Annotated in this window: 23 protein-coding genes; 8 read left to right on the top strand and 15 right to left on the bottom strand. The window is 38.5% G+C overall.

The features are described from left to right. Positions 1-18 precede the first annotated feature (18 nt). Entirely contained in the window at positions 19-423 is a 405-nt protein-coding gene (locus tag ACH6EI_RS10240; protein ID WP_098113150.1) for a hypothetical protein, read from the top strand. A gap of 43 nt (positions 424-466) precedes the next feature. Beyond that, positions 467-1,138 (top strand): glyoxalase, encoded by a 672-nt coding sequence (locus ACH6EI_RS10235; RefSeq protein WP_098113151.1) that lies wholly within the window; start codon positions 467-469, stop codon positions 1,136-1,138. 77 nt (positions 1,139-1,215) lie between these two features. Here ACH6EI_RS10235 and ACH6EI_RS10230 read toward each other — a convergent pair whose 3' ends face one another. Further along, positions 1,216-1,728 carry a P-loop NTPase family protein gene (locus tag ACH6EI_RS10230; protein WP_098113152.1) on the bottom strand — a complete coding sequence of 171 codons (513 nt, stop codon included), beginning with the start codon at positions 1,726-1,728 and terminating at the stop codon, positions 1,216-1,218. 253 nt (positions 1,729-1,981) lie between these two features. On the opposite strand from ACH6EI_RS10230, the gene ACH6EI_RS10225 reads away from it, so the two are divergent. Continuing rightward, complete coding sequence (locus ACH6EI_RS10225) at positions 1,982-2,212, top strand: hypothetical protein (RefSeq protein WP_013057513.1); 231 nt, start codon at positions 1,982-1,984, stop codon at positions 2,210-2,212. 42 nt (positions 2,213-2,254) lie between these two features. Here ACH6EI_RS10225 and ACH6EI_RS10220 read toward each other — a convergent pair whose 3' ends face one another. From ACH6EI_RS10220 to ACH6EI_RS10205, 4 genes are all read right to left on the bottom strand, one after another. Next, a complete protein-coding gene (locus ACH6EI_RS10220) occupies positions 2,255-2,614 on the bottom strand; it encodes a hypothetical protein (protein WP_028412931.1) in 360 nt (119 codons plus the stop codon). A 62-nt stretch (positions 2,615-2,676) separates the two neighbouring features. Further along, the gene (locus ACH6EI_RS10215; protein WP_098113153.1) at positions 2,677-3,438 is read right to left on the bottom strand and encodes a glucose 1-dehydrogenase; all 762 of its coding nucleotides are present in this window, start codon (positions 3,436-3,438) and stop codon (positions 2,677-2,679) included. Then, positions 3,435-4,466 (bottom strand): zinc-dependent alcohol dehydrogenase, encoded by a 1,032-nt coding sequence (locus tag ACH6EI_RS10210; protein WP_098999484.1) that lies wholly within the window; start codon positions 4,464-4,466, stop codon positions 3,435-3,437. Before ACH6EI_RS10210 ends, ACH6EI_RS10215 begins: the two co-directional genes overlap by 4 nt. Positions 4,467-4,547: 81 nt before the next feature. After that, positions 4,548-5,180 (bottom strand): GntR family transcriptional regulator, encoded by a 633-nt coding sequence (locus ACH6EI_RS10205; protein WP_223546119.1) that lies wholly within the window; start codon positions 5,178-5,180, stop codon positions 4,548-4,550. 211 nt (positions 5,181-5,391) lie between these two features. On the opposite strand from ACH6EI_RS10205, the gene ACH6EI_RS10200 reads away from it, so the two are divergent. After that, on the top strand, positions 5,392-5,850 hold the full coding sequence (locus ACH6EI_RS10200; protein ID WP_033579356.1) for a hypothetical protein: 459 nt from the start codon (positions 5,392-5,394) through the stop codon (positions 5,848-5,850). Positions 5,851-5,920: 70 nt separating this feature from the next. Here ACH6EI_RS10200 and ACH6EI_RS10195 read toward each other — a convergent pair whose 3' ends face one another. Together ACH6EI_RS10195 and ACH6EI_RS10190 are read right to left on the bottom strand one after the other, a co-directional pair. After that, positions 5,921-6,052 (bottom strand): hypothetical protein, encoded by a 132-nt coding sequence (locus tag ACH6EI_RS10195; RefSeq protein ID WP_255219796.1) that lies wholly within the window; start codon positions 6,050-6,052, stop codon positions 5,921-5,923. Positions 6,053-6,186: 134 nt separating this feature from the next. Beyond that, positions 6,187-7,068, bottom strand: coding sequence for a M23 family metallopeptidase (locus ACH6EI_RS10190; RefSeq protein ID WP_394530333.1), 882 nt, complete (start codon positions 7,066-7,068; stop codon positions 6,187-6,189). Between the two features lie 263 nt (positions 7,069-7,331). Between ACH6EI_RS10190 and ACH6EI_RS10185 the strand changes: the two genes are divergently transcribed. Continuing rightward, the gene (locus ACH6EI_RS10185; RefSeq protein WP_028412926.1) at positions 7,332-7,883 is read left to right on the top strand and encodes a histidine phosphatase family protein; all 552 of its coding nucleotides are present in this window, start codon (positions 7,332-7,334) and stop codon (positions 7,881-7,883) included. A gap of 32 nt (positions 7,884-7,915) precedes the next feature. Here the strand turns inward: ACH6EI_RS10185 and ACH6EI_RS10180 are convergent, their stop codons facing one another. Continuing rightward, positions 7,916-9,949, bottom strand: a complete 2,034-nt coding sequence (locus ACH6EI_RS10180) for a Na+/H+ antiporter (protein ID WP_028412925.1) — start codon at positions 9,947-9,949, stop codon at positions 7,916-7,918. Positions 9,950-10,218: 269 nt separating this feature from the next. On the opposite strand from ACH6EI_RS10180, the gene ACH6EI_RS10175 reads away from it, so the two are divergent. Beyond that, complete coding sequence (locus ACH6EI_RS10175; RefSeq protein WP_028412924.1) at positions 10,219-11,532, top strand: hemolysin family protein; 1,314 nt, start codon at positions 10,219-10,221, stop codon at positions 11,530-11,532. Here ACH6EI_RS10175 and ACH6EI_RS10170 read toward each other — a convergent pair whose 3' ends face one another. Beyond that, a complete protein-coding gene (locus ACH6EI_RS10170) occupies positions 11,533-11,979 on the bottom strand; it encodes a DUF4385 domain-containing protein (RefSeq protein ID WP_028412923.1) in 447 nt (148 codons plus the stop codon). A gap of 104 nt (positions 11,980-12,083) precedes the next feature. Between ACH6EI_RS10170 and ACH6EI_RS10165 the strand changes: the two genes are divergently transcribed. Continuing rightward, a complete protein-coding gene (locus tag ACH6EI_RS10165; RefSeq protein WP_099331101.1) occupies positions 12,084-13,472 on the top strand; it encodes a DUF2254 domain-containing protein in 1,389 nt (462 codons plus the stop codon). 345 nt (positions 13,473-13,817) lie between these two features. Here the strand turns inward: ACH6EI_RS10165 and ACH6EI_RS10160 are convergent, their stop codons facing one another. Next, positions 13,818-13,997, bottom strand: a complete 180-nt coding sequence (locus ACH6EI_RS10160) for a shikimate kinase (protein ID WP_223546676.1) — start codon at positions 13,995-13,997, stop codon at positions 13,818-13,820. A 164-nt stretch (positions 13,998-14,161) separates the two neighbouring features. On the opposite strand from ACH6EI_RS10160, the gene ACH6EI_RS10155 reads away from it, so the two are divergent. Next, positions 14,162-14,458 (top strand): hypothetical protein, encoded by a 297-nt coding sequence (locus ACH6EI_RS10155; RefSeq protein WP_028412920.1) that lies wholly within the window; start codon positions 14,162-14,164, stop codon positions 14,456-14,458. Between the two features lie 65 nt (positions 14,459-14,523). Here the strand turns inward: ACH6EI_RS10155 and ACH6EI_RS10150 are convergent, their stop codons facing one another. Genes ACH6EI_RS10150 through nikA form a run of 5 tightly spaced genes read right to left on the bottom strand, consistent with a single transcriptional unit; the run spans position 14,524 to position 19,377 of the window. Next, on the bottom strand, positions 14,524-15,294 hold the full coding sequence (locus tag ACH6EI_RS10150; protein WP_099331102.1) for an ABC transporter ATP-binding protein: 771 nt from the start codon (positions 15,292-15,294) through the stop codon (positions 14,524-14,526). A 9-nt stretch (positions 15,295-15,303) separates the two neighbouring features. After that, a complete protein-coding gene (locus tag ACH6EI_RS10145) occupies positions 15,304-16,101 on the bottom strand; it encodes an ABC transporter ATP-binding protein (protein ID WP_047750653.1) in 798 nt (265 codons plus the stop codon). A 5-nt stretch (positions 16,102-16,106) separates the two neighbouring features. Further along, positions 16,107-16,913: a nickel transporter permease gene (gene nikC / locus ACH6EI_RS10140; protein ID WP_047750651.1), complete on the bottom strand. Its 807-nt coding sequence runs from the start codon at positions 16,911-16,913 to the stop codon at positions 16,107-16,109. Then, positions 16,910-17,851 (bottom strand): nickel ABC transporter permease, encoded by a 942-nt coding sequence (gene nikB / locus ACH6EI_RS10135; RefSeq protein ID WP_028412916.1) that lies wholly within the window; start codon positions 17,849-17,851, stop codon positions 16,910-16,912. The genes nikC and nikB overlap by 4 nt, the downstream gene beginning before the upstream one ends. A gap of 2 nt (positions 17,852-17,853) precedes the next feature. Beyond that, positions 17,854-19,377: a nickel ABC transporter substrate-binding protein gene (nikA, locus tag ACH6EI_RS10130; protein WP_098113164.1), complete on the bottom strand. Its 1,524-nt coding sequence runs from the start codon at positions 19,375-19,377 to the stop codon at positions 17,854-17,856. Positions 19,378-19,569: the final 192 nt, after the last annotated feature.

The raw sequence follows: 19,569 nt of genomic DNA, 5'->3' as shown, positions 1-19,569 counted from the left end.
TAGTAGATGGAGGTTTTTATGTTTAAATATAGTTTTCTTATTGTTCTTATTGCTTTTTTACTTATTAACTTTAACGGCCAGGAAAATCAAATTGTAGGTGGGAGAATAAAAAAAGAGCGAAGTGAGGTTTTCTTTGGAGAATATGACAGCTTTACAGGCCGCTACTCTCGGAGCATTAAACTCAAAAAAGGCGTAACCTACGTTTTCAGGCTATCTAAACACACTAAAAGTGGAGACCTTTCTCTATATGTAGAAGATCCAAGACGTACACGTTTCTTTGAGATGACTAATAACTCTCTTTATCTAACACCCGAAAGAACGAGAAGATATCGTATTAACTTTATAGGCTCTGAGCATAAAGGATCTTTTCAGCTTCACTGGAAAAGCAGCGTTCAAAGGGATGATAATGAAACATCTGTTTAATGCCATGTGATTTAGACAACGTTTAAACGAGGAGGAATGGTTTATGATGATTAATCAAGCTGTCCTGTACACTCATCTACTGGACGAAATGAAGGCTTTTTATGTAAATTCCCTCAATTTCCCATTAACTGCCGCTTCACCGCGTTCTTTTTCCATTAAAGTTGGTGAAAGTGAGCTCATTTTTAAAGAAAGTGCTCTACATACAAAGCCCTTTTACCATTTTGCTTTTAATGTTCCAGCAAACCGCTTTATGGAAGCGAAACAATGGGCTACTCAAAGAGTCTTCCTCAATACAGAAGAGAAGAAAGATGAGATTTATTTTGAAGCATTTGATGCTCATTCGTTTTATTTTGAAGATCCTGCTCATAATATTGTTGAATACATTTCAAGACATTCAGACTGCCCACCATCCAACGACCCCTTTTCTTCTAAGTCGCTTTTAAGCATAGGAGAAATCAACTTGACAACGCCTCATGTCCGCTCTGTAGGGACACAGCTTATTAACTCGGGTATCACCGTGCGCAACAACAGGCCATTAAACGAGAACTTTAACTTTTTAGGAAGCGACAGTGCGTTTTTTCTTGTAGGGGCGCCTAAAAGACGGTGGTTTTTTTCGGACCGAGACTCTGAAGTTCATCCATTAACGGTGAAGGTTAATCATTCTCTAGCAGTTGCGTTAGATAAAAAAGGAATGCTGAAGATTACGCAAGAATGATTGTTTTTTCAATAAAGCCATGTAACAAGCGAACTTGTTACGTGGCTGTTTTTGTTCAAAATTCAGCTCTACTCCACCTATAGGTTTTGTATATAGTTCTCGATGTCCTTTCTGTTCATCAGCATAAAAACCTTGCAATCCTCATCATTTTTAAGCTTTTTAAACCGGTTTCTCATCTTTTTTTGCCGTTCTCGATACGTCGTAAGAATAAATGTAAAAAATGACCAATCTACTTTCTCAGGGCAGCCTTTTGCCATATCTTCACGCGTTTTTCTTGCATATACAATCCTCCTCTTTATCACTCGGTACACACAAACGATTAGAGGCAGCTCTAAATAAATGATGGTATCTGCACGCTTCACTCGAATATCATACGAATTGCTGTAGTTCCCGTCGATAATCCAGCTGTCTTTTTTTACAATGTGCTCCTGCAATTCTCTAAAACTATCATTGTCTCTTTCCGTCCAGCCCGGCTGCCAATACAGGCTGTCTAAATGATGTACTTCTAGATCAAGCTTTTTCCCTAATTTCTTGGCAAATGTGGACTTTCCTACTCCTGGAGAAACGCCCATTACCAGCACTCTTTTCATCTCATCACCTTACCTTTTTAGAAAATAAAGCTAATTGAAGAGAAGGCAACTGTTTATACTGACTCGGTGTACTAAAAGCAGACTGCTGTATAAAGAAGCTTCATGTTAGCAATTTTATTCACATAATTTTCAGATAACATATAAACATTCATCATAAATTTCTGTATTCCTTCTTGCTTTGTAGTAAATAGGTTGCTTTTATTAATCGTTTCCTTTACCTTAAATGTGAGTATATAAAAGTAAGGTGAAAAAAATGAATGCATCTATGCTAAAGAGATTTTTACGAAACCTCGGGATTTTTATTTATATTGTCATCGCAGCTATTAATATTTACTTAACGAGAAATGACTTGGGCGATATGCTTACTCGCCTTGTGCTGTTGACTATTTTACTTCCTTTGTTTTTTAGTTTTGTGTATGCGTTAGGAAAATCACATTTTAAAAGACAAGAAGAGCTCGCTGAACAAGAGAAGAAAAAAGAGTAAAAAAAGCCTTTTATAGAGGGGATTCCCCTTTCTAAAAGGCTTTTACTTTTTTTCATATAACTGAACATTAACTACATCAGGATTAACGTGATACTGCTTGGCAAGTTGATTTACGACTTGCTGAATCTCCTTCTTTTTATAGGAAGAAAGTTGTTCGGCGGGCAGAAGAACGAGAACTTGAGCTTCCGCATAGTCATTCAGCACTCTAACCTCTTGAAAACCATACTGCGTCAAAGCTGATTTTAACTCTTTTTCAAAGTCGCTGCTTTCTTTTGGGACGGCTATGGAGAACCGATTGTAAGAAACTAGCGAAACCTCTTTCTCTTCAGGCTTTGTATACACCGCCCAAGCAGTTGTCAGCACTGTGACAGCAATACCAACATTCAATACCCACACTTTCATACCATGAACGCCCCTTTTAATCGAGTTTGTTCATGATATGAAAAAATTTATTGGTTCATGCGTTATCTTCCTAGCCATCCTCCGTCTACGGCAAGCAAGTGCCCGTGAATATAAGCAGACGCATCAGATGCTAAAAAGACGACCGCTCCCTTAAAATCATCTGCTTGTCCCCATCTTCCTGCGGGAATACGTTCAATAATTTGTCTGCTGCGCGTTTCATCGTTAATAAGTGCTTCATTCATATCAGTGGCAATGTATCCTGGTACAATTCCATTAACATTTACGCCTTTTGCTGCCCATTCATTAGATAAAGCCTTTGTAAGCTGAGCAACTCCGCCTTTTGCTGCGGCATAAGCTGGAACGGTAATACCTCCTTGGTAAGAAAGCAAAGATGCCATATTAATGATTTTTCCGCTTCCTTGTTTAAGCATTTGGCGGCCCGCCTGCTGACATAACAACCATACGGTTTTTAAATTAACGTTCATAACAGCGTCCCAATCTTCTTCTGCAAAGTCTACAGCGGGTGAACGTCTTTGAATGCCCGCGTTGTTCACTAAAATATCGAGCTTGCCAAAATAAGCAACAACCGATGAGATCGCTTCGCTTACTTGAGAAGCATTTTCTAAATCACAATTAACAATAAAACATTTTCTTCCGAGCCGTTCGATTTCTTCTTTTACTCCAAGAAACTCCTTTGAACGCTGCAAAAGAGCGATATCCGAACCTGCTTCTGCCAAAGCAATCGCCATTGATCTTCCAATTCCTCTTGTTGCTCCTGTAATTGCTGATACTTTACCATCTAAAGAAAACAAATCTACTGTCATTGTTCATTCTCCTCTCCGTTTGGTGCAAATAAAACCTTAAGTGATTCATCAGGCCGCTGCATAAACTCAAACCCCGCTTGAATATCTTCAAGCTGCAGTTTATGAGAAATTAAAGAATCTGCTGCTATTTCACCGTTTGCCAGTAAATCAATAGCCGTCTGAAAATCTTCCCTTGTGTAACATCTCGTTGTAGTTAATGAAATTTCCTTAAAGTGCATTGCTGCTAAATCTACTTCTGGAGCGCTTTTGTATACGCTCACCACCACAATCTCTCCTTGAATACGGCTTGTTTCAACCATTTGTTTTGCTGTAATTTGATTTCCGGCTACTTCAAATACAACGTCTGCACCGACTTCATTCGTAAGCAAACGCACTTCTTTTACTACGTCTCTTTTCGCTGCATCAATTGGTATAAAGCCAAGTTCTTTCGCTTTAGTTAAGCGATAAGAACTAATATCTGAGATCATTACTTTTTTTGCTCCTGCTCGTTTCGCAATCATCCCGATCAGCAGTCCAATAGGTCCTGCCCCTAAAATGACAGCTTGGTCTCCTACTTTCAACCGCGAGCGTCGCACTGTATGTACGGCAACCGCTACAGGTTCTGCAAGAGCTGCATGCTCGCTAGACAGTTTCTCTGGCAAGAGGTGAAGGCGGTTCACAGGAACAGCCACGTGCTGCGCAAACCCTCCATCTTGATCGATGCCGATTAGTTTTAACTGTTTACAAACGTGAAACTGTCCTTTTACACAGGCTTCGCACGTTCCGCAGCTAAGCGTAGGTTCAACTGCTACGCGGTCACCTAAAGAAAATTCCGTTTCCCCTCGGATCTCCTCTATCACTCCGCTGAATTCATGTCCCATAGTGAGTGGCGCCTGTGCTCTAGGGTGTTTTCCAAAATAAATCATCATATCCGTTCCGCAAATTCCAGCATGAGATACCTTTACAAGCGCTTCTCCTTTTTTTATAACCGGTTTCGCTTTTTGCTGCATAACGGCTTTTGTTTCTGAAACGTAGACACCTGCTTTCATTTCTCCATCCCCCTTTGTATACTTGTCGACAAGTTGAAGAGAAAAAATATTCAAAAATATTTCGAATATTTTATCCCTTTTTTATGCTTCATTCAAAAGTGAAGCTGTTATGGTATTTCGCGTGTCTTCAAAGTGACGTTTCACTTCATCTTGAATACGTTCTGTATTTTGAGACTTTAATGCCTTAATCATTTCATGATGCTGCTTAATCAGTGGGAGCACAGCTGCTTTATCATCTCGAAATCTTTTTTCAGTCGTAATTAAAAGAGCAGCTAAAATAATTTCACGGATGCTTTCCCACAATTTTAATATCCGCTTGTGGTCTGCTTCGATAATCACGAGCTCATGAAACCGCAAATCTTGATAAGCAAACTCTACATAGTCATCGTATTTAGCTGCCATCTTCATTTGATCAATGCTTTGCTCCAGCTTTTTAATAAGCGAATCATGGTTGACTTCAGATAAACGTTCTAAGACAAAGTGTTCTAAAAGCAGACGAACATCGTACAGCTCGTTTAAATCCCTAGTTGTTAAACCAATAACAACTGCTCCCATTCGCTGTAAATCAATGAGCCCTTCGTTTGAAAGGATCCGCAGAGCTTCTCTGATAGGAGATCGACTCATTCCAAACTCTGACGAGAGCTGATTTTCTGATAGTATGGTTCCTTTTTTCAGCTCGCCGCTCATAATTTGAATTCTTAATTTGTTTACCACTTGTTCTCCCAGCGAGGCTCCGCGAAACCATCTTTCCGGGTAGGTTACCTTTTTAATGTGTCATCACTTCCTTAACCAACTTGTATACAAGTATTCAAGATTTAGTATATAGATAAGAAATCTGACTGTAAACGTTTTCTTTGCGAAATGTATATTTTTACAATTCTTTCTTACACTAAGAACTACTGATAAATAAAAGGTGGGAAGATGGATGAATCAAATTATATTATGGGGAATTCTTGTTATTCCATGGTTTTTACTGCTGCTGCTTGATAAACAGCGGGTTAAACGATTTTTTACTGTAGGGTTGTTTGCTGCATTAATGATGACAATCGCCTATCAAGTAGCGGAAAAAATGCACTGGTGGACGGTTCAAGAAAACGTATTTTTTCTTACCAGCATGGGAGCAACGATTTATTGCCTTCATATTGTGATTACGATCTTTGTCTTTTACCTTACGTATCCCGGGTTTATCTTGTACATAATGGTTAACATTATTTTGGATTTGATTCATGGTTATGTTATAGTTCCTTTTCTCGCTAAAATTGGGCTTTATAATCTGTATGAAATTAGTCATTTTGGACTTTTCCTTGTCATGACTACCGTAGCCATTATCCTTTACTTGTTTCAGCGGCTTCTTGACTTTATATTTGAAGAAAATCATGCATAAAAAGAGGCTGGGACATAACGAAATGAAGCCCACCTAAAGACGAATAAATGAGATACATGAGCTGAACCGCTTATGACACCGCAGTTGATTTTCGTGCAAGGCTTCGCTTTCCGCGGGCGGCCGCTGAGCCTCCTCGTCGCTTGCGCTCCTGCGGGGTCTTCTGTCCCGCTTTTCCCGCAGGAGTCTTCGCCTTGCCCTTCAATCAACTGCTAGAAGGAACGAAACCCATGAAGCTATATTCACCATAACCAAAAGAACGAACCACTCATCAAACATGTTGATCAATGGTTCGTTTTTCACTTGGGCTAAAATACTTTTGTCCTAGTCTCTTTTTAATCAATAGAAAAATGGAATAACCGTATCTCCGCGAATCGGTTCAACAGCTGCATGAAACTGAATTCGCAAACTTTTTGACGTTTCGATGTCAGAGGCATCCATGACGTGAAAATGAATGTGAGGTTCGGATGAATTCCCGGAATTTCCACACCTTCCGAGCAGCGTTCCTTTACGAACCACGTCTCCTTTTTTCACAGAAACCGACCCTTGCTTCAAATGTGCAAGCACACTGTATTCTTTCCCTTCATGTTCAATGATAACGTGATTTCCTAAAGGATTTTTTTTATTCGTGTGTCCAATTTCATTATCTTCTTGGCCATCAGCTGCTGCGATAACGACTCCTTCAAGCGGAGCTACAACCTTTTTTCCATAAGCATAGTAATCTTCGTTTTTCATTCCATCATTTTTATAGCTTTGCTTTCCTTTTCGCACGACTAAATCATATGCATACCTTTGGCTTTCGACTGGATGGTGATAGTTCAACACCTCATGCTTTCCACCCCAATAGACAAACCATTCACTTTGAATCGGCATCGTATATTTGTTTGTACTCCATCTCTCTCTCTCTGAAAATGATTCTATAGGAGCAAGCACAAGTGCTTGTATAATATTATGTTCATCAAACATAACGCTGATGGCTTTTCTCTGCGTAGAATTTATCCAAATAAACTGCTCAATTTGAGGGGTTAAATAAAGATTTGTTTCTAGTCTGTAGAACTGTTCTCCTTGATTAAACAATTTGCTCTGCTTCAAAAATTGCTGAAGGGAAACTTGACGTTTAAATTCTTCGCTTACACAATCATAAAGCTTCTTAAAATCCCCTTCTGCAAATAAAGTTCCAAACTCTTCTCTGATATTCACTTTTCTCTCTGTATCCATCATTGTAATCCACCCTTTTATATGTATTTCAATTTGTTTGAATTATCTATAAGTAATACGTTTTATCTTATAAAAAGGTTTCATTTTCCAATTATTCTATCTCAAAATCTTCTCCTATACCTTATTTACAATTTTCTCAATCCATTTTATACTTATTTTACAAATATTTGAAAGGAGGTGCAGCATGATGAAAATAACGTTAAATAAAAAAATCAAGCTGCGCCGAGTAAGTATTTTTGGCGCTTAAATTTTAAGGAGATTTCACAATGAAAGTAGCATTAGTACGTCATTACAAAGTAAACAAAGGGCTTCCAGAAAACCACCGCTTATCCACCGATGAACTAGTGGCTTGGTTTCAGGAATATGATGAATCAGATATTACGTATGGAGAGACTGATTTAAATAATATTGAATGGAAACGCTGTTTTTCAAGCGATATGCCGCGAGCACACAAAACGGCAAAGCATATTTATAAACAAGAGATCACTCTTCTTCCGGAACTTAGAGAAATACCCATGCCTATTATTCCAGTAAAATTTAAACTTCCTTTTATCCTCTGGGCATTACTGTTTCGCATGTCCGGACTCATCAACAAACAAGCTCGTACAGATATGGCTGAGACTAAGAGAAAAGTAGCAGCAGTGCTAGATCGCGCTATTTCCGAGTCAGAAGACGATTTGCTGATTGTCAGCCACGGAGGCATTATGAAATTTATGCGTAAAGAACTTATAAAACGCGGCTTTAAAGGGCCACGGTTTGATATTGCTGTTAACGGAAAGCTTTATCTTTTTGAAAAGCAAGAGAATGAAACTTATTAGAAAAAGTCGCAGAGACTATTCTCTGCGACTTTTTAATAACCATTTTCTTCAATTGTTAATGCTTCACGCAAAGCGATATCTTTTCGGATATTATGAGCGATTTCACGCGTGATTTCTCCTTTTTCATAAAGTTCTTGCACCGTTTCCCGCTCGGTATGAAACGCTTTATAACATAAATCTCTCGTTGCTTTTTTACGTTTGCCTGAATTATACTCCGTACTCTCTTTTCTAAGTCTTGCCATGGATCTATGGTATTCACTAATGATAGCAAGTGAAATCATTCGATTTTCTTCGTTCATGTTTTCTTTAATGACCTTTATCGCTTCTTCAATCATTTGAATACGTACTTTGTTCACTTTACTTCTTCTGCGCAGGCTTTGTTTTCTTAAAGCCTGCTTATTCGGTGAAAAAATTCGGACTAGTAATAGTAAAACTTTTTTAAACCTCATCCAGCTCACCAATAATTTGTACCTTACACGATTGGTTACAGCCATTTCAAGCTTGTGCGTATGTTCCAAACAAATATACGCTGTCTCACGGTCTATTTTTTCCTCTTTTAATAGCTTTTCCACCAATTTCCCCTTGGCCTGAAGAGCCAGCAATCGAATTTCTTCTTCATACTGTTTGTTTTCAGAGGCTTCTAAAGGATGCGTTTTAACAATGATGTTATTAATCGTTGTATTATACGTTGAAATTAACGAAAGCGCTGCTCCACGATTTTCCTCGGTCATTTCTCTTTTTAACCGCTGAATAGCAGCTTTGTGCACTTTAATGCGTGCTTTAACCTCTTTTGTATTGCGCTCAGGCTTCTTCGGCGCCTTTTCTGTTTTCGCAATAACAGGTAAAAGAATGCTTGCCGCAACTAAGGTTAACAATATAACGCCTGCTGCTAGAAAAATAATCAGAGAGCGTTCCGGGAAATCACTGCCGTTATCAAGCGTATAAGGAATCGAAAACGCTCCGGCTAACGTAACAGCTCCTCGTACACCTGAAACCGTAATAATACCAATAGACCGAGGCTCAGGTTTTAGATGCTTGTTGTTTTTGTAATACCAGCCTACTGACCATGATACCATCACCCAAATAAATCGTAGTACAAGCAAAAAGACAGTAATAATCAAAATATAAAGAAGCACTTGTCCATTATTAAAGTTTGGATCTTGAATAATTGCTTTCGCCACTTTTGGTATTTGCAGACCAAGCAGCACAAAAACCAAGCCATTTAACAAATATAAAATCACCGTCCAAGTACTTTTTGATACCACTTTAAGCTGCTGGTTAGGTGATTCCTCTCGGTCGCGCTCAATCGCATGCACAATGCCGCCTGCTACAACTGCCAAGATTCCCGATAAATGAAAGTGTTCAGCAATGTAGAAGACAACAAATGGAGTTAGAATTTGTATTAACATATGAATTGTAATATCTTCCATTCCTAAACGTCGAACAAGTACACGCAGTCTGATAATCAGAAAAGCGATAAATGCTCCTACAAACAAACCGCCCAACGCTACCCAAAGGAACTGAAATGTAGCATCTACGATTGAAAAAACGCCCGTTACGGTAGCAGCTACTGCTACTTGAAACGCTACAAGACCAGAGGCATCATTCATCAGTCCTTCCCCTTCAAGCAAATGCATAATTCGCTTAGGCAGCTTTACTCGGCTCGCCATAGCTCCAACTGCCACTACATCTGTTGGGGACAAAATAGCGGCTAGTGCAAATGCCGCCGGTAACGGAATGGAAGGGATAAGCCAATTGATTAGATATCCCCCTACTGCCACCGTTACAAAAACCAGTCCCAGCGCTAGTAATAAAATAGGTGTACGAAGCTTCCAAAGAGCAGCTCTTGACACGTTTTTCCCATCATTAAATAATAGCGGGGCAATAAATAAAATAAAAAATAATTCAGGTTCCAAATGGACATCTCCGCCAAATGGCAATATAGCAAGCCCTGCTCCCAAAGCTATTTGAACTAACGGAACAGGAATAAATGGCACAAAATGATTAATGATATTAGATAGACCAATCAAAGCCAATAAGACTAATATCGTCAGAAAAAATTCCATAAAAACAATCGACTCCTACTTCTATTTACATCTCTTTAAAGGTATCACGTTGTCTCTTTTCGTTCATTTTATAATGTTTAGTTTACGCTTTTTCTGCCAAAAAATGTTGCGGGTTATTAAAAAGTGTTCTTTCTTTTCGATAAGTTTATTTCTACGGAGATTAAGGGAACAGTATACATGATATTCTTTATTTACCATATAAATCAGCTCATCAAACTTTTATAAAGGAGGTGTTCCCTTATCCGTTTCAACGGGGTAAGGAGATAAATTTGGAAACAGTAAATGTCATCTTATTCATCGTATTAATCATATTAACAGCCTTTTTTGTTGCAACGGAATTTGCCGTCATTAGGGTACGGTCGACTAGAATCGATCAGTTAATTGAAGAAGGAAACCGGAACGCTTTAGCAGCAAAAAAAGTAGTATCAAATTTAGATGGTTATCTTTCAGCCACACAGCTGGGCATTACGGTTACCGCATTGGGTCTAGGCTGGATAGGTGAACCTACTGTAGGTCATTTATTAGAGCCGCTTATTGACATGCTGCCTTTTGCTACATCACTTTCGCATGTCATATCTTTTGTTCTTGCTTTTTCGATTGTCACATTTTTAAATGTGGTAGCTGGAGAACTTGCGCCCAAAACGGTGGCGATTCAAAAAGCCGAACAAGTGACGCTGTTATTTTCCCGTCCTCTTATTCTTTTTTCTAAGTTACTTTATCCGTTTATTTGGCTTTTAAACCACTCAGCAAGAGGCGTTGTCGGATTATTCGGCCTGAAGCCAGCTTCTGAAAATGAAGTAGCTCATAGTGAAGAAGAACTTAGAATTATTTTATCTGAAAGCTATCAGAGCGGTGAAATTAATCAATCGGAATTTAAGTTCATGAATAATATCTTTGAATTTGATAATCGTACGGCTAAAGAAATCATGGTGCCTCGTACAGAAATTGTTAGCGTATCAGCAGATGAAACGATAGAAGAATTCTTAAAAATGGCTAGAGTAGAGCAATATACTCGCTATCCAGTAGTTATAGATGGAAACAAAGATCAAGTGGTGGGATTAGTTAATATTAAAGAAATATTAGCGGATTACATAAAAGAAGATGATATCAAACCACGTCCCGTGCAAACGTATATGAAACCCATCATTCAAGTCATTGATTCCATCGCCATTTACGACTTATTGCTTAAAATTCAAAGGGACAGAATTCACATGGCCATCTTAATAGACGAGTATGGAGGAACAACCGGGCTTGTAACGGTAGAAGACATTTTAGAAGAAATTGTTGGTGAAATTCGTGATGAATTTGATGATGATGAAATACCGGACGTACACAAAATTAATGAAAATCACTACGTACTAGATGCGAAGGTGTTGATTGAAGAAGTAAATGATTTACTCGGAACAACTATTGAACAAGAAGACGTTGATACCATTGGCGGCTGGATGCTGACCGAAAAGTTTGATCTTGCTAAAGGTGATAGCATCAAAAACGAAGGTTTTTCATTTAAAGTCATTGATATTGAACATCACCATATTAAACGAATCGAAATAACAAAGGAAAAAAGTACGGATCCCAGCTGATTATCCGTACTTTTTTTGATGCTCTTTTTTCATTTTCAAGTACTCTTTATTCTCTCGTACCTCTTTCCATTTTTCCATAAAAATAGATGCCGATTCTGCTTTTTGTTCATCAATTTGCCGTTCGTTACGCTCGCCGTCTTTATTGTATTTCTTTCCGCCTTTGTAGTTCGCGTAGCGCCTCGATCGCGTGTATCCCATTTGGAGAAATTTCCGGGCCATGTCCATTCCAACAAAATCGCTTTTTTCTTTGTAGGTTAAAAAAAGCTGATAGATGGCGGCGGCGGATTCCTCAGCAATGTCAGGTGTACGAAAACGCCAGTGAGGAAGAATTTCACTTTTGTATGGCTCAACAAGGAGAACTCCTTGTTCTCCTTTTCCTACTCTATACTTTTCAGGATGCTTTCTAAAATCGATATGTTCAAAGTCAAGTGAATAATCAAATGCCACGGTTCTTCCCTCCTTTTTGATCTCTACCCTTTACAAATGAATGATAAAACTTTTCTTAAAGAAGTTTTTCACATGCAGGTGAGGGTAATAATAGGTGGATAAGTATGGTTAACTTTTTTCTTCATACTAAAAGAAGTCCGAACTTATTAAATCATGATACGGGAGAGTTCGCTATGTCAATAAAGCTACAGCAAAATCGAATAAAAGCTAATTTTTGGATTACTCCTTCTATATACGGAATTGTTGCTTTTGTTTTAGCCACTATTAGTACATTTTTAGATCGATATTTGACAGCTCACAAACAGTGGTTAAAGTTAGTTCCTTCCGTGTTTCTAACGGATAAAGAGCTTGCTCATACTATTTTAAGTTCAGTATCAAATTCCTTATTAACGATGACGACAATTACGTTTTCTTCTGTGTTAGTGGTACTGACTACGTTTGTAGGTCAGTTTTCTCCTAGAACGATTCAGAACTTTAATACAGATGCCAAAACTCAGCGCGTGCTTGGCACTTTTATCGGTGGATACGTATACGTGCTTGTACTGCTCATTCAAGTTCGCAGCAACCAAGTCAGCAATACTTTTATTGTTCCTTCATTAGCCATCGTGGTAGCATTCATTTGCTTAGGGATGTTTGTGTTTTTGATTCACCACGTCATCAACTGGATTAAAGTCGGAAATTTAATTTCAAACATTGCAAAAAAAACGATGCTTACCATTGAAGAGAGACGGCTAGAACAACAAAAGCACCCCGAATCAAAGAATGAAATACAGGTTGATTTTGATAATGAAAACACACTGCAAATTAAAAGTAACAGACAAGGATATATTCAATATATCGAACTCAACCATTTAACAGCACTAGCATCTAAATTAAATGTCATTGTTAAACTCGAAAAAGCACCCGGAGAGTATGTAGAAGCAGACACACCGTTATTAACTGTAATCACTCACAATCAATCGTTAGAACGTGAAAAATTTCTTCATTGCTTGTTTATTACAAATGACCAAGAATCGATCCAAGACGTAAAATTAGGTATTCAAAAACTAAGTGAAATTGCATTAAGAGCTATTTCACCAGCTATTAATGACCCTGAAACAGCTATTAACTGCATTGAACAGCTCACGCAAGTGTTTATCAAACTCGGACAAAGCTATTCTTCCTCTCCTTATTATTGCGATGAAGAAGGACGTATTCGAGTGCTGCTAGAAAAACCTTCTTTTACGGATTATTTGTACAAAGCGTTCTATCAAATTCGCCATTATGGAAAAGAAGATGTTTCCGTGATGTCTGCTGTCATTAAGGCATTAACTGTAATCGCTGAAACAAATCGCTCTGCCATCAAAAACGACGTGTGGGTTTTTTCTTCCTATATCGTAGAAGGACTGCAAAAAGAAGAGTGGCTTAAAATGGACAAAGAGTTTCTTAATCAGCTTCTCAAAAACCTTGCAAAAGCTTGTGAAAAAAAATGCGGGTCTATGTTGATAGAATAAAAACCAAAAAACGCCGCTCATCAACTGAGCGGCGTTTTCTTACGATATAAAGTGCTCTATCTCTTCTCTCTTTTTCACTATTATAAGTTTATCGTTATATGACGTACGAAGGATATGCAAAATTTCAGGTTTACTTTGCTTTTTGAAATCTGAATTCCACTGAAACATTTTAATAAAAATAGAAAACGTGGGTGCATAATTCGCTTTTTCGATTTTAGCTTTTTGCAGAACATACCTTTTGATAATCAACCATATTCTTTTTAGGTAATGGGTATCAAGAAAAATAATAAGGTCAGCTTCATTAAAGCTTTCATTCACCCACGTATAGTGTACACCTTCTACGATCTATTCCTTTGAAGCTGCAATATGATGTAAACACTTTTTTCTATCCGCTTCACTTCTTCTTTTATCTCCTTCATGTGTTCGTTCCCACATAATATTATCAAGTTCGTAGTGAGGAACTTCTAATCTATGGGATAACAAACGGGCTAGAGTCGTTTTTCCACTTCCAACGGATCCAACGATATGTATTTTTTTACATGAAGCGCTTTGAATACTTCATCTCCTCCTACTTCAAACCTGTTCTTTTACACATATTGTATCATTCACGTTCTTTTTCTCTAATGCAAACCAAAACGTTTTATGCTAGTATTTTATGGTACTTGACTGACAAAAGGAGTGAAAACACAGTGCCTAAAACCCTTTTTGGAAAACTTACGCTGTTTTGGATTGGACTATTTTTATTAATTACAGGTCTATTTTTTTATTATAAATATACAAACCAAGGGTTTACAGCTGCAGATTTATTCTTTCGCGCCTCTCCTCCTTTAGCTACTATTGGCTTTCTTTTAAGCGCAGCCGGACTATATGAAGAACGAGGAAAAAACAAGCTAATTCCTCTCGTTGTACTCACCATTAGTTTTATCATGCTCTGCCAAGCAGGCTATCACTTTATCCATATGCATACTCCACCGCCGCGTCCCTGACTTTGTCTCATTCTCATTTATAAAAAAGCTCTTCGTTTAGTATATTAAACGAAGAGCTTTATTTTCTATTCAAATAAACGCACAAGCTTTTTTGTATAGGGATGCCTGTTTTTATCAAATAGCTTTGCACGGTCAAATTGATCGATAACCTCGCCTTGCTGCATAACCATCATGCGACTGCTCATAAATTTTACTGCTGCTAAATCATGCGAAATAAAAAGATAAGACAACTGAAAAGTCTCCTGCAAATCTTTTAATAAATTTAAAATCTTTGCTTGTACCGTAACATCAAGGCTCGCTGTTGGTTCGTCTAACAGTACCAGAGACGGACCTACGCTAATGGCACGCGCAATCGCTACACGCTGAAGCTGTCCTCCGCTGAGTTCATGGGGATAATTCAACGCATATTCTGCGTTAATTCCGACTTTTTCTAACAAATAAAAAGCGATTTCTTTTTCATTTCTGCTCACATGAGATAAAAATGAAGGAACGGTTCGCTGCTGTCGCAAAGGCTCGAGCAAAGAATCGATGATTTTTACTTTTGGATTAAAAGAAGCCGCGGGGTTTTGAAATACCACTTGCATGCCTAGACGAGCTTGCTGCAGTTTTTTCCCTTTTAACCGGTGAAGAGGTTTCTCTGCAAACCATACTTCTCCCTGCTGAGTCTCTGTTAACCTTAGCACGCTTTTTACAAGCGTACTTTTTCCGCTTCCACTTTCTCCGACAATCCCTACACATTCCCCTTTATCGATATGCAGGGAAACATTATTTAGCGCTTTAACGTCTTTATACTGTTTCACAAGCTGCGTGACGCGTAATATATTTTTTTCTTTCATATCTCACTCCTATATCAACACTTTTTTCTGCGTATCTAACAATCGATCAGGCGTTTTCCGTAAAGAAGGAATGGCGTTAAACAGTTTTTTTGTGTAAAAATGACGCGGAGTGTGAAGCAGAGATTCGATACTGTTTTCTTCCACGATTTCTCCTGCTAGCATAATGGCTCCCCGGTCCGCATATTTCCGCACATGACGCAAATCATGAGTAATAAACAGAATGGCACAGCCAGCTTCTTCTTTCAGCTTATACAGCAGCTGAAGAACTTCAGCTGCTGCCACGCTATCTAAAGCCGTAGTTGGTTCATCTGCGATAATCAAGGCAGGCTTCATCACCAGCGCTAAAGCAATCGCTGCTCGCTGAAGCTGTCCTCCGCTCAGCTGAGCAGCATAGCTTTTATACACGCGTTCATTAGGTAAATTCACCGCTTTTAAAGCCTGAAAAATGGCGGCTTTCCTGTCTTTTTTAGACAGCTCACTATGAGTACGAACCGTTTCATCAAACTGCTTTCCAATTGTTAAAAAAGGCGTAAAAGCGCTTCGATAATCTTGAAAGATATACGAAATATCTTTTCCAAGGATAGGAGCCTCTCCTTTCTGTTTAAAGGTGATAGAGCCTTCTTTAAGCGTTACACCGGAAGGCAGCAGTCCTCCTATCGAAGAAGCAGTGATGCTTTTCCCGCTTCCGCTTTCTCCAACGAGCGCCATCCACTGTCCTTGTTCGATTGTGAAAGAAACGTCTTTTATGATTTGTTTTGTTTTATTATAAATGGCTAGATGCTTTACTTCTAAAACGATGACGATCACCTCTTTTATCGATTAACTTGATATTTCCCTCGAATATATTCACCTAAAGCTGTAAACGTCAGCACAAATAAAATAATGGCCACACCTGGTATCAACATTAGCTGCGGAGCATTGTAAAAGTAAGCCCTGCCTTCATTTAGCATCGTTCCCCATTCCGGAGTAGGCGGCTGAGTCCCTAGTCCAATATAGGATAATGAGGCCATCATTAAAATAATTTTCCCTATATCCAGCGTAGCAAGAACAAGAATATGTCCCCCGACGTGAGGAAGAAAATGGCGAAGGATTAAAGGTAGTGTTCCCACTCCGTTTAATTTAGCAATCAGCACATATTCTTTTGACTTCTCTTGAAGCACAATACTCCGCACTACCCTTGCATAACTAACCCACTTTACAATAACCATCGCAGCAATTAAGTTAAATAATCCAGGCCCTAACAGTCCGCTTAAGACAATGGCTGCAATATAATCAGGAAAAGCTAAAAAAGCATCTACAATTCTCATTAAAAAGCGATCTATCTTTCCTCCAATATACCCTGAAACTAAACCAACCGGGACTCCAATCAAAAGAGAGAGCGCTAAGACAAGAAAACTAGTTCCAATCGTAGTCTGAGCTCCAGCTATGATTCGTGAAAAAAGATCTCTGCCTAAGTGATCAGTCCCTAGCCAGTGATCACTGTTGGCTTTTTGAAGCCGGTCTTGCATATTGACTTGTGTGGGGTCCATTGGTATTAGCTGACTTCCAAACAGACAAAATAAAATAAGCACAATACCACACATGCTTATTACTACAAAAAGAAGCTGCGGCTTTTTCACGTTTTATCCCCTCCCTTTACATAGAGCTGGGGATTTACATATTTGTAGCTCAAATCCACAAGTGAATTGATTAAAACAACAAACAGGCCCATCCACAAAATATACCCTTGAATCACAGGATAATCACGATTCATAATCGCATCAATAACTAATTTTCCAATTCCAGGATAAGCAAAAAGCACTTCAATAATAACCGTTCCTCCAAGTAAACTCCCTAAGCTTGTCCCTAAAATGGTAAGAATGGGTGTTAAGCTATACCGAAACGCATGGAAAATAAAAATGCGGCTTTCACTTATTCCTCTTGCTCGAGCAGATCGTACAAAATCTTGTTTCAATCCTTCTAGCAGACTAGCTCTAATCATTCGCATATACACAGCGGACATGGCAAAACCAAGTGTTAAAGAAGGCAGCACAAGATGGGCTGCTGTGCCTGTACCCATTGAAGGAAGCCATTGAAGACGTACAGAGAACAGCTGTATAAACAAAAGACCGAGCCAAAAGCTTGGAATAGACGCTCCAATTAAAGAAATACTTCTGCTGAGATAATCAATCCACTTATTTGGATATAGTGCTGACAGCGTTCCGAGTGGCACAGCTATTAACAGCATCACAACCAAAGATGCAACCGTCAAGCGCAGCGTAGCCGGAAACTTCTCTACCAATTCATCAATGACGGGCTCTTTTGTCATATACGAAGATCCTAAATCAAACTGAAAAAAACGCGTCAGCCATTTTCCATATTGAATATATACAGGTTCGTTAAACCCTAGCTCTGTTCTCAAACTATTTATTTGTTCCTCAGACACTGCCACGTCATCTACGCGAAGCATTTGCTTAACCGGATCTCCTGGAGCTAGCTTCATTAAAACAAAGCTGAGAAACGATAGTATAACTAAAAAGATGAGTAATTCTATTATTCTTTTACCAATTAATTTCATATCTACTTCACATCTAAATCCTTTGTTATCACATAGTATTCACTTTTGGCTGTAACCCAATTTTTCACATTGTCTCTATAGGCTACAAAATTGTTCGGGTGAACAATCGAAGAATGCAGCGTTTCCTTTTCTGCTATTTCTCCGGCTTGTCTTGCTAACTTATTGCGCTGTTTTTGATCAACGGTTTTATTAAGCTCATCAATAATGGAAGCTAATGCTGGTTCATGAAAATGTCCAACATTAAATGCCCCTCCCTCCGTATAAAGAGCATTAAAGAAATATCCTGCATCTCCTCGCGGCGCGGTTACTAGGCTGTATGTAACGATTCCCCAATCATCTTTTGTTGTCATATACTCATCCATATTTTCCACTTGTTGAATGTTTATTTTTACACCAATCTTTTTGGCTTCTGACTGAAGCATTTGTGACATTAAAGGCAGTTCTGGACGATAAGGGTATGTAACAAGCTTAAAAGAAAGTTGTTTTCCATTTTTTATTGCTTTTCCATCCTTGAGTATATAACCGGCTTTTTCTAAATGTTTTTGAGCCTCACTTGGTCCGTAGGTTTTCGTTTTTTGATCGTTCGAAAAATCCAAACTATCTAAAAATGGACCTGCTGCTGGTGAACCTTGACCTGCGAGCGCTGTGTTGACAACATCCGTGGGATTTAATAATACATCAAACGCTTTTCTCACATTTTTATCTTTAAACGCTTCTTGCCTTGAATTATAGAAAAGCATTTGATTTCTGAGGCTCGGCTGTATATCTACTACAATAGATGAATCTTGTTTTAAAGTATTTAAGCTTTCAATTGCCGGACGATATACAATATCAGCTTCACCTGATTGTAAAGCAGACGTGCGTGCATTTTCATCATCATTAAATGTTAACACAACTTCATCCAATTTTGGTTCCCCGTCCCAGTATTCTTTATATTTTTTTACTTTCATTTCACTATCCGGTTTAAACGAAGCTACTTTAAATGGTCCCGTTCCCACTGGTTTACTTTTTATATCTGAAGTATCTACATCAATAATTGCCGTGTTTGGATGAACAAGTTCAGAAGGCAGCGTAGCAAGCGGCTCTGTTGTTGTAATGGTCAAGATTTGGCCACTGGCTTTCATTTCTTTAATTTTAAGTGCACTTTTCATTGCTTCACTTTCTTTTATCGTTCTTTCTAACGAATGTTTCACGGCTTCAGCATTCAAATCCTTGCCATTTTGAAACGTAATTCCGTCTCTAATCTCAAATATCCAGGTCGTCCCATTATCTTCTGTTTTCCATTTCTTTGCGAGCCACGGTTCAATCTGTAATTGCTCATTCACTTTGACTAGCGTCTCAGCAATTCCCGCTCTTACAGTTGTATAATTTAGCTGCGGATCGAGCGTGTCGCTTGGAAAATTTGATACAAAAGTAAGTGATTTCTTTCCACTCTTTTGTTCGGTACTCGCGGAGTTATCCGAACATGCAGCCAGCAGACCTATCGTAACAAGCATTGAGCATAGCAGACTTATCTTTTTTCTCATATAAACCCTTCCTTTATTAAAAACTATCCTTCTTTTATGTACTGCCTCTAAATATAATCCTCCTTTAAATCGTAACGATTATTATTATCATAAAAAGTTTAATTTGTTTACCTTACTTTGTCAACAAAGGTTTTTAAAGGATACAGGTGCTCTAGCACCTGCTTTCACTCGTTGTGATGATTGAATTTATTG

It is taken from the genome of Priestia sp. JSM ZJ58, assembly GCF_044383985.1.
GTDB classification, from domain to species: Bacteria; Bacillota; Bacilli; order Bacillales; family Bacillaceae_H; genus Priestia; species Priestia zanthoxyli.
Note: the sequence above shows the minus strand (reverse complement) of the source record. Positions and strands in the feature narration are given on the sequence as shown.